Annotated in this window: 23 protein-coding genes; 10 read left to right on the plus strand and 13 right to left on the minus strand. The window is 57.2% G+C overall.

The features are described 5' to 3' along the window. Positions 1-29 precede the first annotated feature (29 nt). The 7 genes from AC097P_RS06250 to AC097P_RS06280 form a co-directional block, all read right to left on the minus strand. On the minus strand, positions 30-1,457 hold the full coding sequence (locus tag AC097P_RS06250) for a TolC family protein (RefSeq protein ID WP_479609531.1): 1,428 nt from the start codon (positions 1,455-1,457) through the stop codon (positions 30-32). A gap of 11 nt (positions 1,458-1,468) precedes the next feature. Continuing rightward, positions 1,469-1,783: a hypothetical protein gene (locus AC097P_RS06255; protein WP_479609532.1), complete on the minus strand. Its 315-nt coding sequence runs from the start codon at positions 1,781-1,783 to the stop codon at positions 1,469-1,471. A 556-nt stretch (positions 1,784-2,339) separates the two neighbouring features. After that, positions 2,340-2,894, minus strand: coding sequence for a Cu(I)-responsive transcriptional regulator (gene cueR, locus AC097P_RS06260; protein WP_479609533.1), 555 nt, complete (start codon positions 2,892-2,894; stop codon positions 2,340-2,342). Between the two features lie 108 nt (positions 2,895-3,002). Further along, the gene (locus AC097P_RS06265) at positions 3,003-3,194 is read right to left on the minus strand and encodes a heavy-metal-associated domain-containing protein (protein ID WP_479609534.1); all 192 of its coding nucleotides are present in this window, start codon (positions 3,192-3,194) and stop codon (positions 3,003-3,005) included. A gap of 151 nt (positions 3,195-3,345) precedes the next feature. Beyond that, positions 3,346-4,047 (minus strand): FAD-binding oxidoreductase, encoded by a 702-nt coding sequence (locus AC097P_RS06270; protein WP_479609535.1) that lies wholly within the window; start codon positions 4,045-4,047, stop codon positions 3,346-3,348. Between the two features lie 40 nt (positions 4,048-4,087). After that, a complete protein-coding gene (locus AC097P_RS06275; protein ID WP_479609536.1) occupies positions 4,088-6,613 on the minus strand; it encodes a heavy metal translocating P-type ATPase in 2,526 nt (841 codons plus the stop codon). A gap of 353 nt (positions 6,614-6,966) precedes the next feature. Continuing rightward, positions 6,967-7,131 carry a GDCCVxC domain-containing (seleno)protein gene (locus tag AC097P_RS06280; RefSeq protein WP_479609537.1) on the minus strand — a complete coding sequence of 55 codons (165 nt, stop codon included), beginning with the start codon at positions 7,129-7,131 and terminating at the stop codon, positions 6,967-6,969. Between the two features lie 170 nt (positions 7,132-7,301). On the opposite strand from AC097P_RS06280, the gene AC097P_RS06285 reads away from it, so the two are divergent. Both AC097P_RS06285 and AC097P_RS06290 read left to right on the plus strand, forming a co-directional pair. Further along, positions 7,302-7,766, plus strand: a complete 465-nt coding sequence (locus tag AC097P_RS06285) for a DedA family protein (protein ID WP_479610415.1) — start codon at positions 7,302-7,304, stop codon at positions 7,764-7,766. A gap of 252 nt (positions 7,767-8,018) precedes the next feature. After that, positions 8,019-8,645, plus strand: coding sequence for a phosphatase PAP2 family protein (locus AC097P_RS06290; protein WP_479610416.1), 627 nt, complete (start codon positions 8,019-8,021; stop codon positions 8,643-8,645). 694 nt (positions 8,646-9,339) lie between these two features. Here AC097P_RS06290 and AC097P_RS06295 read toward each other — a convergent pair. Genes AC097P_RS06295 through AC097P_RS06305 form a run of 3 tightly spaced genes read right to left on the minus strand, consistent with a single transcriptional unit; the run spans position 9,340 to position 12,170 of the window. Continuing rightward, a complete protein-coding gene (locus AC097P_RS06295) occupies positions 9,340-10,710 on the minus strand; it encodes an ATP-binding protein (RefSeq protein WP_479609538.1) in 1,371 nt (456 codons plus the stop codon). Next, positions 10,692-11,348 carry a response regulator gene (locus tag AC097P_RS06300; RefSeq protein WP_479609539.1) on the minus strand — a complete coding sequence of 219 codons (657 nt, stop codon included), beginning with the start codon at positions 11,346-11,348 and terminating at the stop codon, positions 10,692-10,694. Before AC097P_RS06300 ends, AC097P_RS06295 begins: the two co-directional genes overlap by 19 nt. A 42-nt stretch (positions 11,349-11,390) precedes the next feature. After that, the gene (locus tag AC097P_RS06305; protein ID WP_479609540.1) at positions 11,391-12,170 is read right to left on the minus strand and encodes a COG4705 family protein; all 780 of its coding nucleotides are present in this window, start codon (positions 12,168-12,170) and stop codon (positions 11,391-11,393) included. A 518-nt stretch (positions 12,171-12,688) separates the two neighbouring features. On the opposite strand from AC097P_RS06305, the gene AC097P_RS06310 reads away from it, so the two are divergent. The 7 genes from AC097P_RS06310 (at position 12,689) to AC097P_RS06340 (ending at position 18,391) form a co-directional block, all read left to right on the plus strand. Continuing rightward, the gene (locus AC097P_RS06310) at positions 12,689-13,210 is read left to right on the plus strand and encodes a cupredoxin domain-containing protein (protein ID WP_479609541.1); all 522 of its coding nucleotides are present in this window, start codon (positions 12,689-12,691) and stop codon (positions 13,208-13,210) included. Between the two features lie 92 nt (positions 13,211-13,302). Beyond that, positions 13,303-13,728 (plus strand): copper-binding protein, encoded by a 426-nt coding sequence (locus AC097P_RS06315; RefSeq protein WP_479609542.1) that lies wholly within the window; start codon positions 13,303-13,305, stop codon positions 13,726-13,728. Between the two features lie 76 nt (positions 13,729-13,804). Further along, positions 13,805-15,655 (plus strand): copper resistance system multicopper oxidase, encoded by a 1,851-nt coding sequence (locus AC097P_RS06320; RefSeq protein WP_479609543.1) that lies wholly within the window; start codon positions 13,805-13,807, stop codon positions 15,653-15,655. 8 nt (positions 15,656-15,663) lie between these two features. After that, positions 15,664-16,365: a copper resistance protein B gene (locus tag AC097P_RS06325; RefSeq protein WP_479609544.1), complete on the plus strand. Its 702-nt coding sequence runs from the start codon at positions 15,664-15,666 to the stop codon at positions 16,363-16,365. Positions 16,366-16,500: 135 nt separating this feature from the next. Further along, complete coding sequence (locus AC097P_RS06330; protein WP_479609545.1) at positions 16,501-17,055, plus strand: cytochrome b; 555 nt, start codon at positions 16,501-16,503, stop codon at positions 17,053-17,055. Between the two features lie 22 nt (positions 17,056-17,077). Further along, the gene (locus AC097P_RS06335; RefSeq protein WP_479609546.1) at positions 17,078-17,773 is read left to right on the plus strand and encodes a VIT1/CCC1 transporter family protein; all 696 of its coding nucleotides are present in this window, start codon (positions 17,078-17,080) and stop codon (positions 17,771-17,773) included. Between the two features lie 216 nt (positions 17,774-17,989). Next, a complete protein-coding gene (locus AC097P_RS06340; protein ID WP_479609547.1) occupies positions 17,990-18,391 on the plus strand; it encodes a YkvA family protein in 402 nt (133 codons plus the stop codon). Positions 18,392-18,571: 180 nt separating this feature from the next. Here the strand turns inward: AC097P_RS06340 and AC097P_RS06345 are convergent, their stop codons facing one another. From AC097P_RS06345 to AC097P_RS06355, 3 genes are all read right to left on the minus strand, one after another. Next, the gene (locus AC097P_RS06345; protein WP_479609548.1) at positions 18,572-19,168 is read right to left on the minus strand and encodes an undecaprenyl-diphosphatase; all 597 of its coding nucleotides are present in this window, start codon (positions 19,166-19,168) and stop codon (positions 18,572-18,574) included. 56 nt (positions 19,169-19,224) lie between these two features. Continuing rightward, the gene (locus tag AC097P_RS06350; protein WP_479609549.1) at positions 19,225-19,557 is read right to left on the minus strand and encodes a PepSY domain-containing protein; all 333 of its coding nucleotides are present in this window, start codon (positions 19,555-19,557) and stop codon (positions 19,225-19,227) included. 88 nt (positions 19,558-19,645) lie between these two features. Then, positions 19,646-20,320 carry an MFS transporter gene (locus AC097P_RS06355; protein WP_479609550.1) on the minus strand — a complete coding sequence of 225 codons (675 nt, stop codon included), beginning with the start codon at positions 20,318-20,320 and terminating at the stop codon, positions 19,646-19,648. A gap of 838 nt (positions 20,321-21,158) precedes the next feature. On the opposite strand from AC097P_RS06355, the gene AC097P_RS06360 reads away from it, so the two are divergent. Continuing rightward, positions 21,159-21,686, plus strand: a complete 528-nt coding sequence (locus tag AC097P_RS06360; protein WP_479609551.1) for a nitroreductase family protein — start codon at positions 21,159-21,161, stop codon at positions 21,684-21,686. The last annotated feature ends 61 nt before the right edge of the window (positions 21,687-21,747 follow it).

The following is a 21,747-nucleotide window of genomic DNA, read 5'->3' on the forward strand; positions in this document are numbered from 1 at the left end:
TCCGTTTTGCATGTGAGGGTGTGGGCGGCTCAGTGGCCACCACCTGCGGCGCTGGGCGCGCTACTGCTGGCCAGTGACGGTGCCCCGCCGGGCATGGGTTTGCCTAACAATGCCGTGGAAAGGCCAGCATCGGCCAGCCAGAATTGCTGTTGGGCGTTGATCGCGGCCATCACGCTGTTGATTTGTTCGCGCGTGTCGGCCAGCAACTCAAACACACCAATCAACATGGCGTTGTACCGCAGCACGTTTTCTTCGGCCATGGTCTTGCGCAGCGGCACGATCTCGTCGCGGTAGTGCCGGGCCAGGTCGTAGCTGGTGCGGTAAGCGGAATAGGCCTCACGCAGTTGTGGGGCCGCAGCGCGCAGCACGCTTTCGTACTGGTTAGCCGCGACCAGCGTCTGGGCATTCATGGCCGCGCGCTGTGCGCCGCCCCAATCAAACAAGGGCAGGCGAATGGCTACCTCATAACCTTTGCGGTCCGAGGTTTGGCCACTGTGGGTGTCGGTGACGGTATCGCGCCGTATGCCCAGTTCTACATCTGCCAAGGTGTTTATCAGACTCAGGCCTTGGGCCTTGCCAGCACCGTCCAGTTGCAGGCGGGCTTGTTGCACATCCAAGCGTTGTTGCATCGCCGCGGTGCTGAGTTCCGAGGCGGCGCGGGCTTGCTCGGGCAGGTCCGGTAGGCGTTCAGGCAGCTTGAGCCGTGCGGTCTGTGCGTCATCCAGACCCAGTTGGCGTATTAATTCCTCACGCGCGGCGGTGGCGGCGTGCCGGGCCAATGCCAACTGCGCGATGGCGTCGGCATAAAAGACGTGTTGGCGTGCGCGTTGTAGTTTGCTGAAATTGCCGACCTGCTGCATGCGTTTGGCCAACTCCGCACTGGCTTGGGCCGCCTTGTTCACCTGTTCGGCATATTGCGCGGTCTGCTCGGCGGCAACGGCGCGTACCCACGCTTGGCGCACCTGGGCAACCTGGTCTACCACGTTGGCGCTGAGTTGGATACGGGCTCGGGCAGTTTGGTTCTGGGCGATTTTCAGGCGTTGCGGCAGGGTCAAAAGGTCGAGCAGGCCGATGGACAACAGACGACCCAATTCCACTTCGTCCAACAACTGCGTGCGCTTAAATGTCAATACGGGGTTGGCAATGCGACCGGCTTGGTTGATGGCTGCCATATCGGCCCAGCTTTGGGCCAGCACGGTTTGTAGGGCGGGGCTATTGGCCAATGCCAATTCAACAGCGTCTTGCATGGACAGGGGCTTTGCCAGCAATTCCTCGCTGCGTTTTACCCGCGCCTGGTGGTGTTCGGCAGTTCGATGCAGCGCCAGTGAGTCAGGTACAAACCCCGCGGTTGCTTGGCGCGTGTCGCTCAGCGCCTGGTCGAAGTTGACGCTGGCGCAGCCAGAAAGCAGAAGCAACGCTGCAGCACTGCTTGCAAGGAGTCGAAATTTTCTGGGCATGTCGATTCCCTCTAATGCTTGCCGTGGCCGGCGTGTGGGTTGGGCGCTGCGGCAGGTGACGCAGGCGCCTGCTTATCGGGTGATGCGGGCTCAGCCGCTTCTTTGGCATAAGCTCGCCATCCACCAATTTTTTCTACCGTGTTGTTACTGTCTTTCCAAGACCTCACTTTTTCGTCCGTGAACGACTGGTAGCCGTCAAACACGGATCGGTAAGGCAAGGCAGTTGGCGCGGCTTGGGCCACAACAGCGGTTTTGGAGTTTGAGATGGGCTCTGCAGGTGCTGTGTTGACCTGGGCAAATTCGGGCAGCGCAACAAGCGCAAGCACAGCGAAAGGCCAGGAGACTGGCGAAATTGGGGGAATAAAGTCCTCGCACAAAATTCGGGATGGACGCCACAGGGCCGTGGGTGGGCCTATGGCGGACGTACCAAAGCATCCGCAGCCCGCAATGGATAAAACCAGCGGGCCGGGATGCGTCTTATGCGCGAGGCGGTTTGTCGGGGACGGGGGAGGGTAGGGCGTGAATCAGCACGAAGGGCTCGGCTAATTCCACCTGCGGGGCGGGCGCCGTGGCCACAACGTAATCCATTCCGACAAGGGCCGCACCGTTGCAACAGGCGGCGCAGATGCTGCACTTGTGACCCTTGTCCGGTGATGCGCCAGGTGTTGGGTCTGCCGCTTGTGCATGGCCTTGTTCGACACTGACAGTAAGAACATGCATCGTAGCGTGGTCATGCGGTCCACTTGTCTGCACAGTTCCAAGTTGCTGTGTACCCATGCCACAAAATAGCATGGACGCCGCGGCCAAGCCCTGCATGGGCACTGCAGCTATCAACAACCAAGCGAACAATATGCGCAACATGAGCATTGTGGCCGGATTCTACTAGCCATTTGCAATGGCCACACCGCGCGTCCAGGCCATCAGGTCGATATGGTCAATTGGGACAGTGGGCTGGTTTTTGTGCGGGCTGCCCGGCCGCTCATTGACCTTACGCTTGGGTTTAAACATTTGGACGTTCTGCAAAGGTGTTGCCAGGCTGTCCACGGCCAGATTGTCCAGAATGGCGCAGTTGGCGTGGTCGTCGCCCCTGCAGGCCTTGACCATACTTTCCAGTGCGTTTTTCATTTCGGCGATTTCAAGCATTTTTTCTTCTAGCTCGTCCAGGTGGCGCTGGGCCACGGCCTTGACCTCGCGGCTGGAGCGTGCGTCATCACCCCACAAGCCTATCAACTCGGAAATCTGCTCCATGGAGAAGCCCAGGCGGCGCGACTGGCGGATGAAGCGCAGTACCGACACATCGCGCAACTCATACAAGCGGTAGCCAGAGTCGCTGCGCTCGGCCGGTGGCAACAGGCCAATCTGCTCGTAGTTGCGGATCATCTTGGTCGAGACGCCCGCCGCCTTGGCCGCTTCTCCAATGTTCATCAAGGGGTTCATGGTCTGCTCCTTCTCCGTTACTTGGGACCGATGTCTGCACTATCAAGCTTTCCACGGTGGGAAGGTCAAGTGCCCCTGATTGCGCAGGGGTCTTGAATTGGCAACCGGTCAGGCGGGTGGGTAGCCCGCTTCGGTCAAGGCTTCTATTAAGACAGATTTTTCCTCGGTGGTCTGTACGCTGACTTTGCGTTGTGACAAATCGACACTGACCTTGCAGTCTGGGTCGGTCTGGGCGAGTGCAGTACTCACCTTAGAAGCGCAGTGGCCGCAGGTCATATCTGGGATGTGGAATTCGATCATGGATTACTCCTGAAAAGTTGAGAGAACTTAAGTTTCATGCTTGCCACGGGGGAAAGGTCAATAGCGCGGGCTTGAGTTTTTCGGCCTGACTGATATTCATCACACTCTTACAAAGATGACTCTTCAAATACCACCCGAAAAAAAAGGAGGTTTAGCTAGGCGCAGATGCTTCTCTGGGCGTAAAGAACACATCCGCATATAGGTCTTTAGACCGCAGCCCGCGCGCGGTGCAGATCTGCATAGCCGCCTCGACCATAGGCGGTGGCCCGGCGACATAGGCTTGCCAGCCATCAAGATCCTGGAGGTCCTTGGCGAGGGCGTCGGTTACGAAACCGGTGCGCCATTGCACCGCCGGAGGTGTATCGGAGAGGACGGGCGTAAAGGTCAGGTTGGGGTGACGCCGCGCCAGTCCTATGAAATGGTCGATGAGATAGAGATCGCGTTCGCTGCGCAGGCCGAAATAGACATGGATTGGCTGCTTCATGCCTTGTGAAATTGCCGCGCCGACGATCCCTTTGATCGGCGCAAGGCCCGAGCCACCAGCGACGCATAGGATCGGTCCGGCATGCCGCTCGCGCAAGTAGGAGGATCCTAACGGCCCTTCGACCAAGACCGAATCGCCCAGCTTTATCAGCGTGTGGATGTGCTGGGTCGCTGACCCTCCCGGCACACGACGGATATGGAACTCAAGCGCTCGATCGCCCGGAACGTTTGCCATCGAATAGTCACGAGTTGGAGCGCCTGGAAACGTGAGCCGAGCGTATTGGCCTGCCGTAAAGACCAGCGGCTCCCCCCCTTCGATGACGAGTTGGATACGCTTGATGTCGTGTGTAGCGTTCTCTATGTCTGCCACACGGCAGTTCAGCTGACGTCGCGGATGGGATAGGGTCTCCTCATCGCCGCCGGGAGACGGTTTCGACCGTCATCGGTGCCCGGAAGCGCTTGAGCCGTAGGGCATTGCCTAGTACAAAGACACTGGAGAGTGCCATGGCGGCCGCGGCGAAGATCGGTGAAAGCAAGGTACCGTTCACCGGGTACAGTGCGCCAGCAGCCACAGGGATCAGTACGGCGTTGTAGGCGAAGGCCCAAAATAGGTTTTGCTTGATGTTGCTGATCGTCGCCTTACTGATCGCGATGGCGTTCGCCACACCACGCAGGTCGCCCGACATCAGCACCACGTCAGCCGCCTCGATCGCCACATCGGTTCCCGTTCCGATTGCGAGCCCAACGTCCGCTTCGGCAAGGGCCGGCGCGTCGTTGATACCGTCGCCCACGAAGGCGACTCGCGCGCCGTTGATCCGGAACTTCTTCAGCGCAGCGACCTTTCCTTCGGGCAAGACCTCGGCTGAGACTTCATCGATGCCGAGTTGTCTCGCAATCGCCGCGGCAGTGGCGGCGTTGTCGCCGGTGATCATTGCGACCTTGAGGCCAAGCGCGTGCAGCGCCTTGATGGCCGCCGGCGTCGTCTCCCTGATCGGATCCGCCACCGCTATTACCGCTGCCAGACGGCCGTCGATCGCGGCGTAGAGCGGACTCTTTCCTTGCTCGCCGAGGCGCTGCGCGGTTGACAGGAAGCTCGCCACGTCAAGACCGAGCTTGGTCATGAACCGGTCCGCACCGACGGCGACGCTCCTACCAGCGACCTTGGCCGACACGCCGTAGCCCGGCGTTGCGTCGAAGCTCTCGATAGGAGCGAGCGTGATATTCCGCTGGTGCGCGGCGGCGACGATCGCTTCAGCAATCGGGTGCTCGGAACGGGTCTCGACCGCCGCAACGAGAGCCAGAATTTCGTTGTATTCGAAGCCCTCGGCCGGAACGAGGTCGGTCAGCTCAGGGCGTCCTTTCGTCAGTGTGCCGGTTTTGTCGAGTGCAATGACGCTCACATCGCGCAGCGCCTGCAAGGCTTCGCCCTTGCGAAAGAGAATTCCAAGCTCGGCCGCGCGGCCTGTACCGACCATGATCGAGGTCGGCGTGGCTAGACCCATGGCGCAGGGGCAGGCGATGATGAGAACTGCGACGGCATTCACGAGCGCAAAGGTCAGCGCCGGGTCCGGACCGAAGATCAGCCAGACCAGGAAAGTCAGTGTGGCCGCTACCATGACTGCCGGGACAAACCACATGGTCACCTTGTCGACCAGCGCCTGGATCGGCAGTTTAGAACCCTGCGCTTCCTCGACCAGACGGATGATTTGCGCGAGCACCGTGTTCGCGCCGACCTTGGTGACGCGGAAACTGAAGGCGCCCGTCTTGTTGATCGTGCCGCCGACGACTTCGGCGCCCACCCCCTTTGACACAGGCACCGGCTCGCCTGTGATCATGCTCTCGTCAACGTAAGAAGCGCCTTCGACGACCTCGCCGTCGACCGGAATCTTCTCGCCCGGACGAACGAGCACGACATCTCCAGTTGTTACCTGATCGAGCGCTATCTCGACCGTCACGCCGTTGCGCACGACGCGTGCGGTCTTGGCCTGAAGTCCGACAAGCCGTTTGATTGCCTGTGAGGTTCGCCCCTTGGCGCGCGCCTCCAGCGTGCGTCCGAGCAGGATCAAGGCCACGATGACCACGGCTGCTTCGAAGTAGACGTTTGCGGTGCCCTGTGGCAGCGCCTCGGGCACGAAGGTCGCGACCACCGAGTAGCCATAGGCCGCTGCCGTGCCCAGCGAGACCAGCGAGTTCATGTCGGGGGCACCGCGCACCAACGCCGGTACGCCCTTACGGAAGAAGCGCAGACCCGGACCGAACAGCACAAGGGTGGCGAGCGTGAACTGGATATACCAACTTACCTGCTCACCCAGGACCCCCAACACCCAATGGTGCACGGCAGGAATGAGATGGGAGCCCATTTCGAGGATGAAGACTGGCAAGGTGAGGATGGCAGCAATAAGCAAATCGCGCCGCAGCGCTCGTGCCTCGCTCTCGCGGCGCTCGGCGTCCTGATCGCCTGCACTAGTCGTTTCGGCGGACATGCGGCGTGACTTGTAACCGGCCTTTTCGACCGCCGTTTCAAGGTCGGCCGTGGAGACGACCCCGGCAACGTGGCGCACCCGCGCACGCTCGGTCGCCAAGTTGACCGTGGCTTCGAGAACGCCCGGAACTTTTGCGAGCGCTTTCTCAACCCTGCCCACGCATGACGCGCAGGTCATGTCCTCAATCGCGAGCTCGGTAGTTTCCTCACGGACGCTGTATCCGGCACTCTCGATGGCGCCGACAACCGCCTTCGGATCGGTCAAACCGATGAACGTGATGTCGGCGCGCTCCGTGGCGAGATTGACCACGGCCGTTTGCACGCCCGGGACCCCTTTAAGTGCGCGCTCGACGCGGCCGACACACGATGCACAAGTCATGCCTTCGACCGGCAGGCTCAGTCGAGTAAATGAGGCCTTGGATGGGTTAGCGCCTTGTTGGGCAATGGAAGCCATTGAATTATCCCTTTGATGTTTCTGATGGTTAGAAGTTTCAAGCTTCTCACCGGGGGAATGTCAAGGCCCGTAGATACACTGCGCCATAGGTTCGAGGCATCAGCGTTTTTCTGCAGTGTGCAATACGGGACGGTCAACGTTCCGTTGGATGGCCTCACTGGCCCGCGAAAGGACGACCATGAAGTCGCATTTCGCTGAGGAGCTAGACAACCAGTTCCGGTAAAACTAATGGCACGCCCTCGAAGAAGTGACCAACCGATTCATTTGTTCCACGCATTGATATCACACGTATTGGTTGCCTATCGCTCGCCGCAAGTAGATTCGGTTTGAATAGGAGGACACTTCACATCTCTCTAACTGCAAAAGACGCAGCGGTCTGCTGGTAGTAGACGCAACAATGTCCTGCACTCCTTACATTCGTAACAGAACTGACAGGCGTACGTCGGCATCTTAAGCCTGACGGATTGGCCGCAACCGGGGCATGTCAAGGTAGATGAGGTTTGAATCGTATTGCTCACTTCGCGTCCCGTGCTGTGGAGGGTATCCGACGTTGGTCGTGGACTGGGTCAATGCTGCCACGGTAGCCTATTTAGCCAATTTGCGTTACCGTCATTGGGTCGCCCGCACTAACCACAGTCAAACATTTCATGCTCCAGTATTTAATTCACTTGATTGAGCGTTTAGGCTACTGGGGTTATCTAGTCATTTTCGTGGGTGCAACGCTGGAGTCCGCGGCGTTCCTGGGCTTGATCATCCCGGGCGAAAGTTTGGTGCTGGTCGCGGGTTTTTAGCCGCTCAGGGTCTCCTCGATCTGGACATCCTCATCATTACGGTGGCAGCCGGAGCATGCATCGGAGATAGCATCGGGTATGAAATGGGCCGCAGGATGGGTCGTCCTACGTTGATTCACTACGGCGGTCGTTTTGGCCTGACGGACACACAGGTGGCTAAAGCGGATGCATTTTTTGCCACGCATGGAAGCAAAGCAGTGTTTCTCGGCCGCTTTGTCGGTTTCGCGCGCGCGTTGGTACCTTTCCTCGCGGGTTCAACCCATATGCGCTACCGCAAGTTTTTGCCATATAACGCTGTTGGCGCGTCGCTCTGGGCCGCTGTTGTAGTCTTGCTGGGGTATTTCCTGGGCGCGAGTTGGTAATCCGCCGAACGATGGATTGGACGGGCTAGCTCGGTCATTGGCGGGCTCCTGCTATTCGGGCTCTTATTGGTCTGGCTGTGGCGAGGGCTGGTAAACCATGAAAATGCCATCAGACAAGGCTGGGCTCGATTTCTCCAACGTCCTCGCGTAATTGCGGCGCGCCAGCGCTTCGCACCGCAAATTTCGTTTCTCCGGGCTCGGCTGTCGTCGCGCAGCTATCTGGGGCTAAAGTTAACGGTCGGGGCCGTGGTCATGATTGGGGCAAGCTGGTTGTTTGGCGGGATTGCGGAAGATGTCGTCAGCGGCGACCCGCTGATCATCATCGATGTACAGGTCGCCCAATGGTTTCACGCCCATACCACAGGCTGGTTAACACAAGCCATGGGGACCATCACTCACGCTCACGACACACTGCCCGTCGCGATAGCGGTGGTGCTCCTGATGGCGTATTTGGCATGGCGCAGGAACTGGTACTGGCTGCTTTGTGTGGGCATGACAGTGCCGCTAGGGATGTTGCTGAACGTAGCCATGAAATATACATTTCACCGCGCGCGTCCAAGTTTTGAAGACCCGTTGCTGATACTGACAACTTACAGCTTTCCCAGTGGTCATACGGTTGCAGCAACATTGCTCTATGGTGTTTTGGCGGCAATGCTGGCAACGAAAACTCCCTTCTGGCGGCGGCGCGTTGCGATCGTGCTCTCGGCCTTCGCGATGGTGGTGTTGGTGGCCCTTACACGCGTATACCTCGGCGTGCATTATCTGAGCGATGTGCTTGCGGCGATGGCCGAAGGCGTTGCCTGGCTGGCACTGTGCCTTACAGGTATTCACACCTTCTGGGAACATCGACGAGGTAGGCAAGGCGTGCCATTCGTTTGATTGGGGTGTTCAACCAAGCCGTGTCCACTCGCACGGCAGATTGCCAAACTAATGCCGCGAGCGCAACGACACAGACAGTTGCGTCGACGTAAAAACGTAAACGAGGCCCCGAGCAGAGCCCTCAGCAATCCGGCGACCGCCCTTGCGACCAGCCACGCCAATCCGCGAACCAGAAAGAAAAACCCACAGACAGTGCCGCGCGGATTTGCCGACACGGCATTCGCCACCATGGTGTCCAAAAGCCTTATGTAGTGCCCAGGTGTACGCCCCAAAGGGGTTTTATATCAATCCTAGTCGACCGATGTTCGAAATATGGCGCTCACGCCTGTGGCTGATCTCAACGAGAGAATCTCGGAGATGGAAGCGATGGAACGGACTTTTGAAGCATCAAACCATTTTTGCCTTGGTGACCACCGGCCTTAGGACAAATCCTCAATTAGCCAGGGCTAGTTCAAAGTTCTCAGTCAGCGTAACGACTCGCCAAAGCGACTGACGTCAACTCAGGCCTACTTGGCTGATCTCACCTATTGGGGCGTCCGTGAGAAATAGACGGGTTCTTCTTTCTGAACGGAAAATTCTTTGTTGGTCTATTTGATGCATTTCAGAATCTTTGCCGCTGCGCAATTCAGCCTCCGCCATGTTGATGGCGCCCTGGTGGTGCATCTACATCATCATCGCGACATCCGCATGCTGTTTAACTACCTACAGACGAAGTACCCGTGGCAAGTAGTGTTACACGCACCTGCAGTCCAGCCTTATTCTGCTCATCTAAATAGCTCATGAAAACAGTCGCACCAATTCTGGAAGCTATTGCTTTGACTATAGACAACCCAAGTCCTGATCCCGTTTCGCCGTTTCCTAATATCCGGTAGAAAGGGTCAAAAACACGCGCCCGCTCTTCTTCCGGGATGCCCGGACCGGTATCTGCAACCGTCAGCGTCACAGTGCCGCCGGAGGCTTCCGCAGATAAATCTATCCTGCCGCTCTCCGGGGTGTAACGAATTGCGTTATCCACCAGATTTTTCACCAGCGTATAAAGATCAACCTCTGAAGCGCCGACCGTCGCATCTATTTCACCGGTAACGCCCAGGTCAATACTTTTCGACTCTGCTAAGGGCATCAGGTCTTCCAACACATGACGATACACCAGCTGGACGGATACTGTGTCGCTGGCTTCCAAAGGGGAGTTTTGGGCCCGGGCCAGTGTGAGAAGCTGATCTAACAAGTTGCGATTTCTATGAATACCTCGACGCAGCGTGGCGAGTCTGCTTGCTACTTCCATCGACATGTCAGCTGCAGCCATCCGTTCGGCCTGTAAGGAAAGCGCGGTCAAGGGTGAGCGTAACTCGTGTGCTGCGTCAGCGATAAAACGGCGTTGCGCCAGAGTTGACTGGGCAATGCGCCAAAGCAGTCGATTGATGGCTACCACAAAAGGACGGATTTCAGAGGGAAGGCCGTCAGCCTTGATCTCACGTAAGTCGTCCTGCGCGCGCAGATCCAGGTCAGCGGCCACGGTTTTTAGCGGTTGAAACATCTTGCGGATGAGGTCTGCCACCAGCAATAGCAAGATAGGAAAGAGCACAAGGAACGGCATCAGGGTCCGAAGCGCGCCATCACGCGCAACCTCATCCCGAACGGCAATCTTTTGACCAACCGCAATCCGTGAATCCGCGTTGAGGGTCTGCACAAACAAGCGCCAAGCGACACCTTGTGTTTCCACGGTCTGGATGCCTTCTGGCAAATCAATGGACAAACCTGGAAGCTCTCCACCCAACATAGGGCCAGCGGTGGCTGACTTTGTCAAAAGTTGCACCGCAACGCGAAACTCCGAGTCACGGCCAAGCACCTCCTTGGGTGACTTGGCAAACTTTAGTGGCGTGTCTTGCCTGGCAATCAGGGCCACCATCTGTCGCAGCTGTTCGTCCTGCAGTTCGATCGCCTCATCGTAGGCGGCTACGAAAGAAAAAATGCCGGCTGAAATTGCTACCCCCATGATTGCAAGCGATAGAGACGCCGAAAGCCTGAGTTGGAGCGAATGCCTGATTCTTACTTTGAAACCATCCATCCGACCCCCCTGACATTTTTGATAGAGCCACTTCCCAACTTTTTGCGCAACGAGTGAATCAAAAATTCGATGGCGTTGCTTTCAACCTCTTCGCCCCAGCCGTAAAGACGGTCCTCAAGTTCGCTGCGCGACAAGATGGCTCCGGGTCGAATTAAGAGAGCTTGCAGCAGCGAAAACTCCTTGCCTGACAAGCGAAGGACGACGCCGTCCGACGAAACCTCGCGTGTTGCAGGATCGAGGGACAACCCGCCATTCGACAGCATAGGCCCAGAGGCGCCGCCTTTTCGACGTATGACCGCACGCATCCGCGCGAGCAACTCGCCCATTTCAAACGGCTTCAATACATAGTCGTCGGCACCCGTGTCCAGTCCAATAATCCGGTCTTCTAAAGCGTCGCGCGCCGTAATGACCAGTACAGGTACAGCGTTCCCGTTTGACCGTACCGTGCGCAATACCTCAAGCCCGCCTTTTTTTGGCAATCCCAGATCAAGCAGCACAAGGCCGTACTCTTGCGTGGAGATCGACGCTAGCGCCGTTGAACCGTCACGCACCCAGTCCACCGCGTAGCTCGCATCTTTCAGTGCTTGAGCAACGGCCTCGCCAATCATTGCATCATCTTCGACCAGCAGAACCCGCATTTAGTAAGCTTTCAACATAACTTTCGAGAGCGCACTTCAGGCTTATGCCTCGGACACTACAGACCTTCTCTGACCCGCTGTCATGTAAACAATCAACCCCAAAATGGTCGTGAGAAAGATCAAGCTGGTTACCACCGTACCCAAGCCGAGGCCGCCGCTGGCAATCGGTTGAGACAGCAGGTCTCCCAGGGATGCGCCAAAAGGGCGCGTCAGTATGTAAGCGATCCAGAATGCGAGAACTGCATCGAGTTTCAAGACATAGTGCGCCAGCGAAACCGCGCCGATAACTGCCCCAAAGGCCAACGCCGACCAACCGTAGCCCAGCCTCATGCCTTCCGCGACAAGGTCGCCCGCTGCCGTGCCCAAAGCAAATGTGAACAAGATGGCGCACCAGTAAAACAGCTCTCGACGGGTGGTGTAAATGCTGTGGATTGACAGTGTCTTTTCACTTAAATACCACGCAATGAAGGTTGCCAGCAGGAAGCCACTAAATACCATGGTCGTGGTTTGCAGGGTGACTGCAAAATTATCCACAAGGTTGTCCGTGATGAGCGTTCCAAAAACACTCAGCAGCACAACCGCCACCCAGTAAATCCAGGGGATATAGCGCTTTGCACGAATTTGCAGAAACAGCGCGACAAGAAGCAGGCTGCCCATGACCATCGAGGTCTTTGTTAAACCCAGGTTTAGATTGACATTGAGAAAGTCAGCTGCAGTTTCCCCAACTGTCGTCGCCATGATCTTGATGATCCAGAAAAATATCGTGACCTCGGGGACCTTGTTGAGCATGCCAGCCGGTTTTGCCGTCAAAGAAGTATTCATGAGTTGCTTTCGTTACGCTTTCCAAGTCGGAGAACATGGACAACACGACTGTCGCGGCGAACACTTAGGTAAAACTTAGGAAGTCACTCTAACACCCGACCCCGGCGAATTAGTGCAACAAAGAACTGAAGCCCACAGGCATAACCATTCCAGGACATAGCCTTGTCCAATCAAAATCTTTGCGCAGTTTCTCGGCGGCGTAGGTTTCGCCTTCAAGATTTTCGAAGATAACGAATTTGTAATCTGGCGGCCAGCGTGGCGTTGGCCAAGGCTACCTACAGTGGGGACTGTGATGCAGCGTCTGTATCGCAGTGGTCCGAGATTTTGAGGCCACGCCTGCAATCTACAGTCAAGGAGTTTTCATCATGCCGTTTCTGCAAACCGAATTTGCCCTGGCCTATTGGGAGCGTTACGCTTTTCGCAAGGTATACGCCAAGTGGGTGGCGTAGCTGCGCAGGCAGGGTGATCTCCACACGGCATTTTTTTACAAATTTCATTCATTCCAATTAGGACTTTTCATGACAAACCGTCTACGCGCCGCAACGCTTGCCTTTGCCCTTTCCGCTGTATCAGCGCTAACCTTTGCCGCTGGTTCGCATGGAGGTGGCCACAACGAGGTCGCCATCGGTCAGCCTGGAAAAACGGCCAACGTCAGTCGAACAATCAACATCGACATGACCGACAACATGCGCTTTTCTTCGGCGGACATTGCTGTTAAACAGGGTGAAACGATACGGTTTCTGGTCAAAAACTCCGGCCAAATCAAACATGAAATGGTGCTGGGTACACAAAAGGAACTCAAGGAACACTACGCCATGATGTTGAAAATGCCAGAAATGGAGCATGCCGATGCCAATATGATCACGGTCGCTCCGGGCAAAACCGGTGAAGTCGTCTGGCAATTCACCAAGGCGGGCAAGGTTGACTTCGCCTGCCTGCAGCCAGGTCACTACGACGCCGGCATGAAGGGCCTGGTGACCGTCGTCGGACCCACTGGCACCGCGCCCAAAGCTGGTGCCATCGCAGGCCACAAGCATTGATTGCGCCGCATAGTCCTACAGCGCTTTTCAGGGTTTTGCACCCTTATTGACACAAATCTTCCATCTTCCAACTTACCGAAATCGAGCACATTATGAAAACCTCTAATTCCTTAGCTGTTATTGGCGCCCTCGCACTGGCAGCAGCTTTTGCATCTAATGTCCATGCCCAAGCCACGATGAACAAGGACAGCATGCCGGGCATGGACATGTCGGGTAAGAAGATGGCGCCTACGGAAAAGGGTGGCATGGCGGGCATGAATATGCCGGGCATGGCCATGGACACGTCGGCAACAGCTACCGCGACAGACGGTGAGGTTCGCAAGATCGACAAGGAAAACCAGAAAATCACCTTGAAGCATGGCGACATCAAAAACCTCGATATGCCAGGCATGACCATGGTTTTCAAGGTCAAGGACGCAGCCTTGCTGGACAAGGTCCAGGTGGGTAGCAAAGTCAGGTTCAAGGCTGAAAAATCGGACGGCGCGATATTCCTGACCAGTATGGAAATTGCCCAGTAAGCAGTGGCGGAGCAACGCCGATGCAGTCGCAACAGTCTTTACCGCGTCACTTTCGCACAAGAAATATGAGATCACCATGGATGAACTGAAACGCAGATCGCTGCAGTCGTTGCTTGGCCTGGGCGCCCTGGGAGCGTTTCCGGCCGCATGGGCACAGCTGCGCGCTGTTGAGATTGGCGCGGTACCCGTCAACCGCGTCTACGACCTCACGATCGCCGAGACGGCGCTCAATATCACTGGCAAACCCGCCATGGGCATCACCATCAACGGCACCATGCCGGGGCCTGTGCTGCGTTTCCGGGAGGGCGACGAAGTCGTTATTCGCGTGACCAATCAGCTTCGCGAAATTACCGGCGTTCACTGGCATGGCTTACTGGTGCCCAACAATCAGGACGGCGTGCCAGGCGTTACCTTTCCGGGCATTCAGCCGGGCGAAACCTTCACCTATCGCTTCAAGCTGCGCCAGTCGGGGACGTACTGGTACCACAGCCATGCAGCGCTGCAGGAAGCGGCCGGGTATTTCGCCCCCATCGTCATCGACCCTATCCAGCCCGATCCGTTCAAGTACGACCGTGAATACATTGTGATGCTTTCGGACTGGAACGACACGCCACCGCAGCACGTTCTGGCGAATCTGAAGAAGATTGATGGCTTCTACAACTACCGGCGCATCACGACGCCGCAATTTCTTGCCCAGTTGCGCAATGCGCCCGACAAGAAGGCGCGAGAAGCCATCTGGAACGATCGCATGGAATGGGCCAAGATGCGCATGGACCCGACCGACTTCAGCGATGGCGGCGACGAATGGACCTTCCTCATGGCAGGCAGAAAGCCAGCCGAGAACTGGACCGCGCTTTTCAAGCCCGGCGAACGCGTGCGCTTGCGCTTCATCAATGCCTCGCCGATGAATATGTTCGATGTTCGGATTCCGGGCCTCCCGATGACTGTGGTGCAGGCGGACGGTCAGAACGTGAGTCCTGTCGAAGTCGATGAGTTCCGCATCGGCAACGGCGAAACCTACGACGTGATAGTGCAACCGAAAGAAGCCAAGGCTTACAGCATTTTCGTGCCCACCATCGCACGCATCGGCTATGCACTGGGAACATTGGCGCCAGAACTTGGCATGAGTGCCCCCGTGCCGGACATGGGACCAAAGCCTGTGCGGACGATGGCCGACATGGGTATGACGGGCATGGACATGAGCGGCTCAGCCAATACCTCGGGTACGGCAGATGCTTCAGGCATGGCCGGAATGCCCGGCATGGATACCAAACCCGCTACAGACACGAGCATGGCAGGTATGGATATGGGCAAACCGGCGGCCACTCCGCTAGGCGCATCTATGGCCATGCCTTCCAAGCCTGCTGACAAAGCCATGGCTGACATGCTTGGCATGTCAGCGTTAGACAAGCCGACGCCCGCAGCGAAGCCGGCGGATTCGATGGCGGACATGCCCGGAATGCCGGACCAGACGGCAGCCGCCCCGATCGCTGCCCCGGTGGATGCGGACGGCTTGCGCCGACTGAAATACGCGCTGCTGCGCGCTGCCACCCGCAACGCCGACAACCGTGCGCCAGAAAGAGAACTTTTGGTACGGTTGACAGGCGACATGACGCGTTATTTCTGGTCGATCAATGACAAGAAACTTTCCAATTCCAAGCCCTTCAAAATAGGTCTTGGGGAGCGCCTGCGCATCAAGATGGTCAACGAAACCATGATGGAGCACCCCATGCACCTGCACGGTGTATTTATGGAACTGGTCAATGGCAATGGCATCTTTGGCCCGCGCAAGCACACCATCATCGTGCCACCGGCGCAAACGGTGGAGCTTGATGTCACCTACGAAGACGAAGGTACCTGGGCCTTTCACTGCCATCTTTTTTACCACGCAGCGACCGGCATGATGCGCCTCGTCGAAGTAGCCTGAACCTTGCCATGACAAACAGCTATCCAATACAAACTGCGTTGCTGCGCTGGCTCGCCGCCGCCCTCTGCTTTTCTGCCCTGTCTGCACAGGCCATGGAAGACGAATCGATTTACACCTACACCAAGGTCGAAGCCGGAACTGGCAAGATACGCGGCCAGACGGGCTCAAGCCAGTCACTTAGTGTGGACGGCTGGATTGGTGGCGACTTCAACCGTTTGTGGTACCAATTTGACGCAGAACGCACGGGGGGGCTAACCGAAACTGCGGAACTGCAACTGCTCTACGGCCGTTACATCGCTCCGTTTTGGGACGCGCTGGTGGGCCTGCGACACGACGCGAGACCCGGACAGCAGGACTATCTTGCCGTGGGCGTGCGCGGCCTCTCGCCCTATGCCTTCGACATTGATTTGAAACTGTTCGTTCGCAACGACGGCAAGGTGTCTGCGCGCACCCGGTTCGAGAACGACTTCTTGCTCACCAATCGTTTCATCGCGCGTCCGTACATCAATGCGGAATGGTCGGCCTCAGACCTTGATCAAACTGTGCGCAGGGGACCCTACCAGACCGACGTCGGCCTGCAGGCGAGATACGAATTCAGCCGCAAGATTGCCCCCTATGTCGATGTTTCACGGACTTTCTATCCGCGCGCGCAATCGGGCGGTCCGAGTCCGGCAACTGCGGTTCGTGCCGGCTTACGCGTGATTTTCTAGACCGCTAAAAGAACGGTCTTGCTGCGGGTCGGGATGCTTCGTGTCATACGGATATCCTGCCGTAACAAAGGCCTTCCGGCCTGAGCCGCCGTTAATGTGATTCAGCAATAGTAGATTCCGAAATCCTGAACATCCATGACTACATTCCCTTCAAGCGCGGCTGCCAGCCGATACAGTCGGCCCGCGTTGTTTTTTCACTGGGTGCTGGCCGCATTGATCCCCCTTCAGATCAGCCTTGGCTGGTACATGCTGACCATTGAAGGGACACCGGGCAGCGCTGCTTATTTCGCATTGCACGTGTCGCTCGGCTTGACAGCCGCGGTGCTCATTGCCCTGCGCCTGCTGTGGCGGGTGCGCCATCGGCCGCATGCCTTGTCCGGAAGCATTCCCAGCTGGCAAGCAAAAACAGCGGGGCTGACGCACCTATTGATTTACGTTTTTCTTGTGGCCATGCCTGTAACGGGCTACCTTGCCTCAGCGTTCAGTGGGGATCCTGTCGCTTACTTCGGCATTGCGCTGCCTGTGTGGGCTACTGCCAATGACATATTGAAGGAACAACTCTTCACGGTGCACGGCATCATTGCGTGGGCCCTGGTGGCACTTATCGTGCTCCACGTCGGAGGCGCATTCAAGCATCTTTTGGTTGACAAGGACGGTGTCTTCGGGCGCATGTGGCCGTGGCACTCCTGACCCCACCGACCTGGAACTTGCCATGCCTCTAGTACACCGCGAACGCCACCGTTCCAGCCAGATCGGCTGGCTGAGGGCTTCTGTTCTGGGCGCTAACGACGGCATCGTCTCGACAGCTAGTTTGATCGTAGGCATTGCAGCCGCCAACACAGCCAGGGCCGACGTACTCGTGGCGGGCGTTGCTGCACTGGTAGCCGGAGCCATGGCTATGGCGGCCGGCGAATACGTCTCGGTGAGCTCGCAGGCTGACACCGAACGCGCCGATCTGATCAAGGAGAGACACGAACTTAACGTCTCCAAGGAACATGAACTTCAAGAGCTTGCAGATATCTACATCGGTCGCGGCCTTGACGCAACGCTTGCGCAGGAGGTGGCGCGGCAGTTGATGGCTCATGACGACATTGGCGCGCACGCTCGGGACGAGTTGGGTATCACCGAAACTGCCAGTGCCAGACCACTGACAGCGGCTGTCGCGTCGGCTTTGGCGTTTATCGCAGGTGCAGCCCTGCCCTTGCTGACGGTGCTCTGGATGCCCCAGCGATTGTTGGTTGCCGGGGTCAGCATCACATCACTGTTTTTCCTGATGGTTCTTGGTGCGCTAGCTGCAAGCGCTGGCGGCGCACCCGTGGCGAAAGCAGCTTTTCGGGTGACCGCCTGGGGCGCATTTGCACTGGCGGCGACGGCAGGCGTGGGCATGATGTTCGGTGCTCGCGCCTGAGGCCTGTTGCCACGGCCATCACCGGTGGACGGCATCCGGCTGCGTATTCCAGAGCAATGTAGCCAGTGATTCCATTTGAAGCCAGCCACCTGTTCCAGTCCAAACTAGGCCACGCATTCCATTTTCGTGACCGGCTTGGGCCGACAGATCGTCAATACTCAAACCTACAGCGCCGGTGCCGCGCGCGCGGGGCAATTACAGGGAAAGGGGTCGAGAATGGCTGACGGAATCATTTCGAAGGTGAAGGGTTGGGCGCGGCGTGTAAAGCGAGACGTCGTGGCGCTCTGGTTCTCGTGTAAGGACTCGCGGACCCCTGGACTGGCCAAGGCGGTCGCTGTCTTCACCGTCGGTTACGCTCTGAGCCCGATCGATCTGATTCCCGATTTCATCCCGGTACTCGGGTTCCTCGACGACGCGATTATCCTGCCGGGGTTGATCTGGCTGGTGCTGCGGATGATCCCGCCCAAGGTGATGGCCGACTGCCGCGCTAAGGCGGAGGAGTGGTTGGCCTCCGGAAATGTCAGGCCAGTCAGCAAAGTTGGCGCCTCGGTGATCGTGGCACTCTGGCTCGCGATGGCCTCTTGGCTCTGGTTCGCCTACGGATCGCGATGGTTCTGAATTTTTCAGCGTTGCGTTGGATACCTTTGGCATTTTCCGAATTCAAACAATCTCATGTGGCAGGTTTCGACTGGAGTCGGTGGCCTAGTTTGAAGTGGAACAGATGGCAGGATTCACCGGAATACGCATCCGGCGCCCCTGTCCATAACACCCTTGCGCGGCGCCACAGGGCACTGGATATCACTTCAACACCCACCCCCGGCGAATCAGTACAGCAAAAACGCGGCGATATATGGCGCTGGTCCACCGGAAAACGGGTTCTATGAAGCGGCGCTCCTCACGCAAACACAGCCAGGCGCTGAGCGATGCGACGATGGCAGCGCCAAGCATATCCAGGGGGAAGTGCACGCCGAGATAGATACGCGCCCAGGCTACTGGCAGACCGAGAACCGCGAGAAGAATACCGGCCCAGCGCGGGCGGCGGTGCATCAGAAAACTGAAAGCTACGGCCCATAACAAGGTCAAGTGATCGCTGGGAAAAGATGAGTCGGCAGCGTGCGGTATCAGGGTATTGCCAAGTCCCAGCATAAAGGGCCGGGGATGTTGCCAGATCACACCGATCGCCTGGTTGATCAGGAGTCCAGCCATGCCGGCAGCCGTGGCCTCAAGCAGAAGTTTGCGGGTGTACTCGTCACCGCGTAGCCAAGCACCGATCAGAGCGAGCGGAATCAGCCAGATCGAATACTCCGCCAGCAGCCTGGCAGTCCACAGCAGCAGCGTGTTGGGATGTGCAGACGCGTTGATCAGCAGGAACAATGCCTGGTTGATGTCGTTCATGATTTTGAGGGGAAACGCCGGAACACTTTTAAGTTCTTGGTATTCCGGCAACAAGGTCAGTCGGCGTTGTCTTCGCCGTCGTCGCGGTCTGACTTGTCCTCTATGGAAGAAATAATGGTGCCCTTGTCTCCATCGACCTGGACATCAAAGACTTTTGCGCCGCTGATGACTTCGATGTCGTAGGCCCAGCCGGTTTTGTTTTTTTCATATTCTGCGCGGGAAGCCTTACCGCCCGCATGTTGTTCGGCAACTGCAATGGCTTGCGTCAAGGACACTTTGGCTTGCGCCGCCGCGATGGCGTCATTGTCCATGGACTTGGCTGCGAAAGCCATCGCGCCAGCGGTGGCAAAGACGGCGGTGACAAGAGCGATTTTTGTGTGGCGAAGCATAGTGAAATCTCCAGTTGGTACACGCAGAAATTTGCGTGAATTGAAGATTAACGGGACAAACTTAGCGCACACTGAGTGCAATTTTTGGTTACTTTTTAGCGGTCACAAAACCCGTTTTCGATGCAGCCAGCGCCGCCAGCGCCAACACGCCCCACAGTGCGCCACCGGAAAATGCCGCCGAACTCCCCCAAGTGACCCATAACCAGCCTGCCAGCACCCCACTGGCCAACTGGAAAACGCCGGTTACGAAGTGGAATAACCCAAACGAAGTTGCATACATGTCCGGTGGCGACGATTGGGCAACTGCAGCGGACAGACCGCCTTGCGACAGGCCCATGTGCAGGCCCCACAGGGCAACGCCTGTCCAAAACCCCATAGTCCCTGGATACAGCGCCAGAGCCAAATGGGCGCCAGCCAGGGCGATCAACGATACCCCTAAAACAACTTGTCGGTTGGTGCGGACGGCGAGTATGCCGGCAGGATACGAAGACAAGGAATAGACTGCGCTCATGACGACCATGACCATGGGTATCCACAGCAAGCTCAGCTTCATCTCCTGAGCCCTCAGTACCAGAAACGCCTCAGAAAGGCGGGCAAGCGATATCAACGCAGTCAAAGCAAGCAGGCGCCAGAATGCAGGCGGCAAGGTGCGGATCCTGTGGACCTCCAGCCGCAGCGCTCTCGCCCTCTGGCTTCGGACTGGGATCTGAGGCTCCTCGACGCCGACGGCTAATAGCAGGACTGCAATCGCAGCTGGCACCACGGCTACCCATGAAGATGTATATCCTCGTACGAAACGACATCCCGCTAGGTTTTGCTATGGTCGCAGTAGCACATGCTTCTTTGGTCGGCTATATCAAGTTCAAAGACACACCTGGTAGCTGAGTGGATGTCTGGCCCCTTCTTCAAGGCAGTCTGCAAGGTGAACGCCATTGAGTTCGAGAATGCAAAGCTGGTTACTGATCATGTAATCCTTACGGAGTCTGCGCTCGGTAACCAGGAAGTTGCAATCGTCTTCAAGCCCAGGGAGGAATGGCCGAAGATGTTCAGGTTTTTTAAAGCTCTACCGAGAGGCTCCGGATCCAACTTCGTCGTAGAACGGCGAGGACCAACTGGGAGGTCTGGGTGGGGTCCGATCTCTAAACGCTCCATCCACTCCTCAGGCCCTCCTGGGAAGCACACCACTAGTCAATGAAGATTGCACCCAAGCGCTTATCGCAGCTCGCTGCATACGTCGGAAATTGCTGACCAGCTTGCTCGAACTGACCAGAGCGTTCAACCAAGGGCGTGCTGAACCTTGACTGCGGCCAAGGCTGTGTGGACATTCTCAATGACTGGAGTCTGGAGTTTGTATTTTGCGTCGCTATCCATTTCTGTGGTCAACGGCTTTCCAAAGGCGCGGGTAGACTAGGTGCAGTCTATTCGTGAATTTTGTTTGGGTGCCCAAAGCGGTATCGCTTGAGTGGATTGTTGGAATACTCTTGAGTTGGCGGAAGTAAAGTATGTCGCATTTGAGATCTGAATTGCGGAAGTCTGACCAGGATCTTGCGGATACCGTTGGTCGATTGATGCAGTCTCGCCGGACCACTCTGCCTAAGCGCTTGATCGAACCAGGACCGAATCCACTCCATTTGCGTCAAGTCCTCGAGGCCGCTGCGTCGGCGCCTGATCATGGTCAACTCAGGCCTTGGCGCTTTGTAACAATTCCTGGTCATGCGCGCACAGCTTTGGGCCAGGCCTTTGGTATTGCACTTTTGGAGCGAGATCCGGCAGCTACTGTTGACCAGGTCTCGCGAGCACGAGAAAAGGCCTTGAGGGCGCCATGCCTGATGCTGGTGGTGGTCGACTCCGAGTGTGGAGACCCGGGCATAGATCTCAACGAGCGCATCGTGTCCGCTGGCTGCGCGGTGCAAAACCTACTGCTGATGGCTACTGCTTTAGGGTATGGATCGGGTTTGACCAGTGGTAAGGCCATGAAATCTGGCGCGTTGCGGACTTTGTTTGACCTGAAATTCGGCGAGCATGCGTTGTGCTTCATCAGCATTGGCACGGTGGAGAGTTTGAAAAATAGTGTTCGTCAGCGGCCCAGAATAGAGGAATATGTGTCCGTATGGGAGAAGATGTCGTAGAACTTGAGTCGGTTTCGCCTATAGGGATGGATGCACACAAGCGAATGCTTCTGGCAGTACC

The sequence above is a fragment of the Rhodoferax sp. ZS1R8 genome, from assembly GCF_056521325.1.

What these genes read in the sequence shown, in the direction of transcription:
- AC097P_RS06250 (WP_479609531.1), bottom strand. Translation starts at nt 1,457, where the DNA reads ATGCCCAGAAAATTTCGACTCCTTGCAAGCAGTGCTGCAGCGTTGCTT.
- AC097P_RS06310 (WP_479609541.1), top strand. Translation starts at nt 12,689, where the DNA reads ATGACAAACCGTCTACGCGCCGCAACGCTTGCCTTTGCCCTTTCCGCT.
- AC097P_RS06330 (WP_479609545.1), top strand. Translation starts at nt 16,501, where the DNA reads ATGACTACATTCCCTTCAAGCGCGGCTGCCAGCCGATACAGTCGGCCC.
- AC097P_RS06295 (WP_479609538.1), bottom strand. Translation starts at nt 10,710, where the DNA reads ATGGATGGTTTCAAAGTAAGAATCAGGCATTCGCTCCAACTCAGGCTT.
- AC097P_RS06315 (WP_479609542.1), top strand. Translation starts at nt 13,303, where the DNA reads ATGAAAACCTCTAATTCCTTAGCTGTTATTGGCGCCCTCGCACTGGCA.
- AC097P_RS06265 (WP_479609534.1), bottom strand. Translation starts at nt 3,194, where the DNA reads ATGATCGAATTCCACATCCCAGATATGACCTGCGGCCACTGCGCTTCT.
- AC097P_RS06340 (WP_479609547.1), top strand. Translation starts at nt 17,990, where the DNA reads ATGGCTGACGGAATCATTTCGAAGGTGAAGGGTTGGGCGCGGCGTGTA.
- AC097P_RS06325 (WP_479609544.1), top strand. Translation starts at nt 15,664, where the DNA reads ATGACAAACAGCTATCCAATACAAACTGCGTTGCTGCGCTGGCTCGCC.
- AC097P_RS06345 (WP_479609548.1), bottom strand. Translation starts at nt 19,168, where the DNA reads ATGAACGACATCAACCAGGCATTGTTCCTGCTGATCAACGCGTCTGCA.
- AC097P_RS06290 (WP_479610416.1), top strand. Translation starts at nt 8,019, where the DNA reads ATGATTGGGGCAAGCTGGTTGTTTGGCGGGATTGCGGAAGATGTCGTC.
- AC097P_RS06300 (WP_479609539.1), bottom strand. Translation starts at nt 11,348, where the DNA reads ATGCGGGTTCTGCTGGTCGAAGATGATGCAATGATTGGCGAGGCCGTT.
- AC097P_RS06305 (WP_479609540.1), bottom strand. Translation starts at nt 12,170, where the DNA reads ATGAATACTTCTTTGACGGCAAAACCGGCTGGCATGCTCAACAAGGTC.
- cueR (WP_479609533.1), bottom strand. Translation starts at nt 2,894, where the DNA reads ATGAACCCCTTGATGAACATTGGAGAAGCGGCCAAGGCGGCGGGCGTC.
- AC097P_RS06335 (WP_479609546.1), top strand. Translation starts at nt 17,078, where the DNA reads ATGCCTCTAGTACACCGCGAACGCCACCGTTCCAGCCAGATCGGCTGG.
- AC097P_RS06275 (WP_479609536.1), bottom strand. Translation starts at nt 6,613, where the DNA reads ATGGCTTCCATTGCCCAACAAGGCGCTAACCCATCCAAGGCCTCATTT.
- AC097P_RS06320 (WP_479609543.1), top strand. Translation starts at nt 13,805, where the DNA reads ATGGATGAACTGAAACGCAGATCGCTGCAGTCGTTGCTTGGCCTGGGC.
- AC097P_RS06350 (WP_479609549.1), bottom strand. Translation starts at nt 19,557, where the DNA reads ATGCTTCGCCACACAAAAATCGCTCTTGTCACCGCCGTCTTTGCCACC.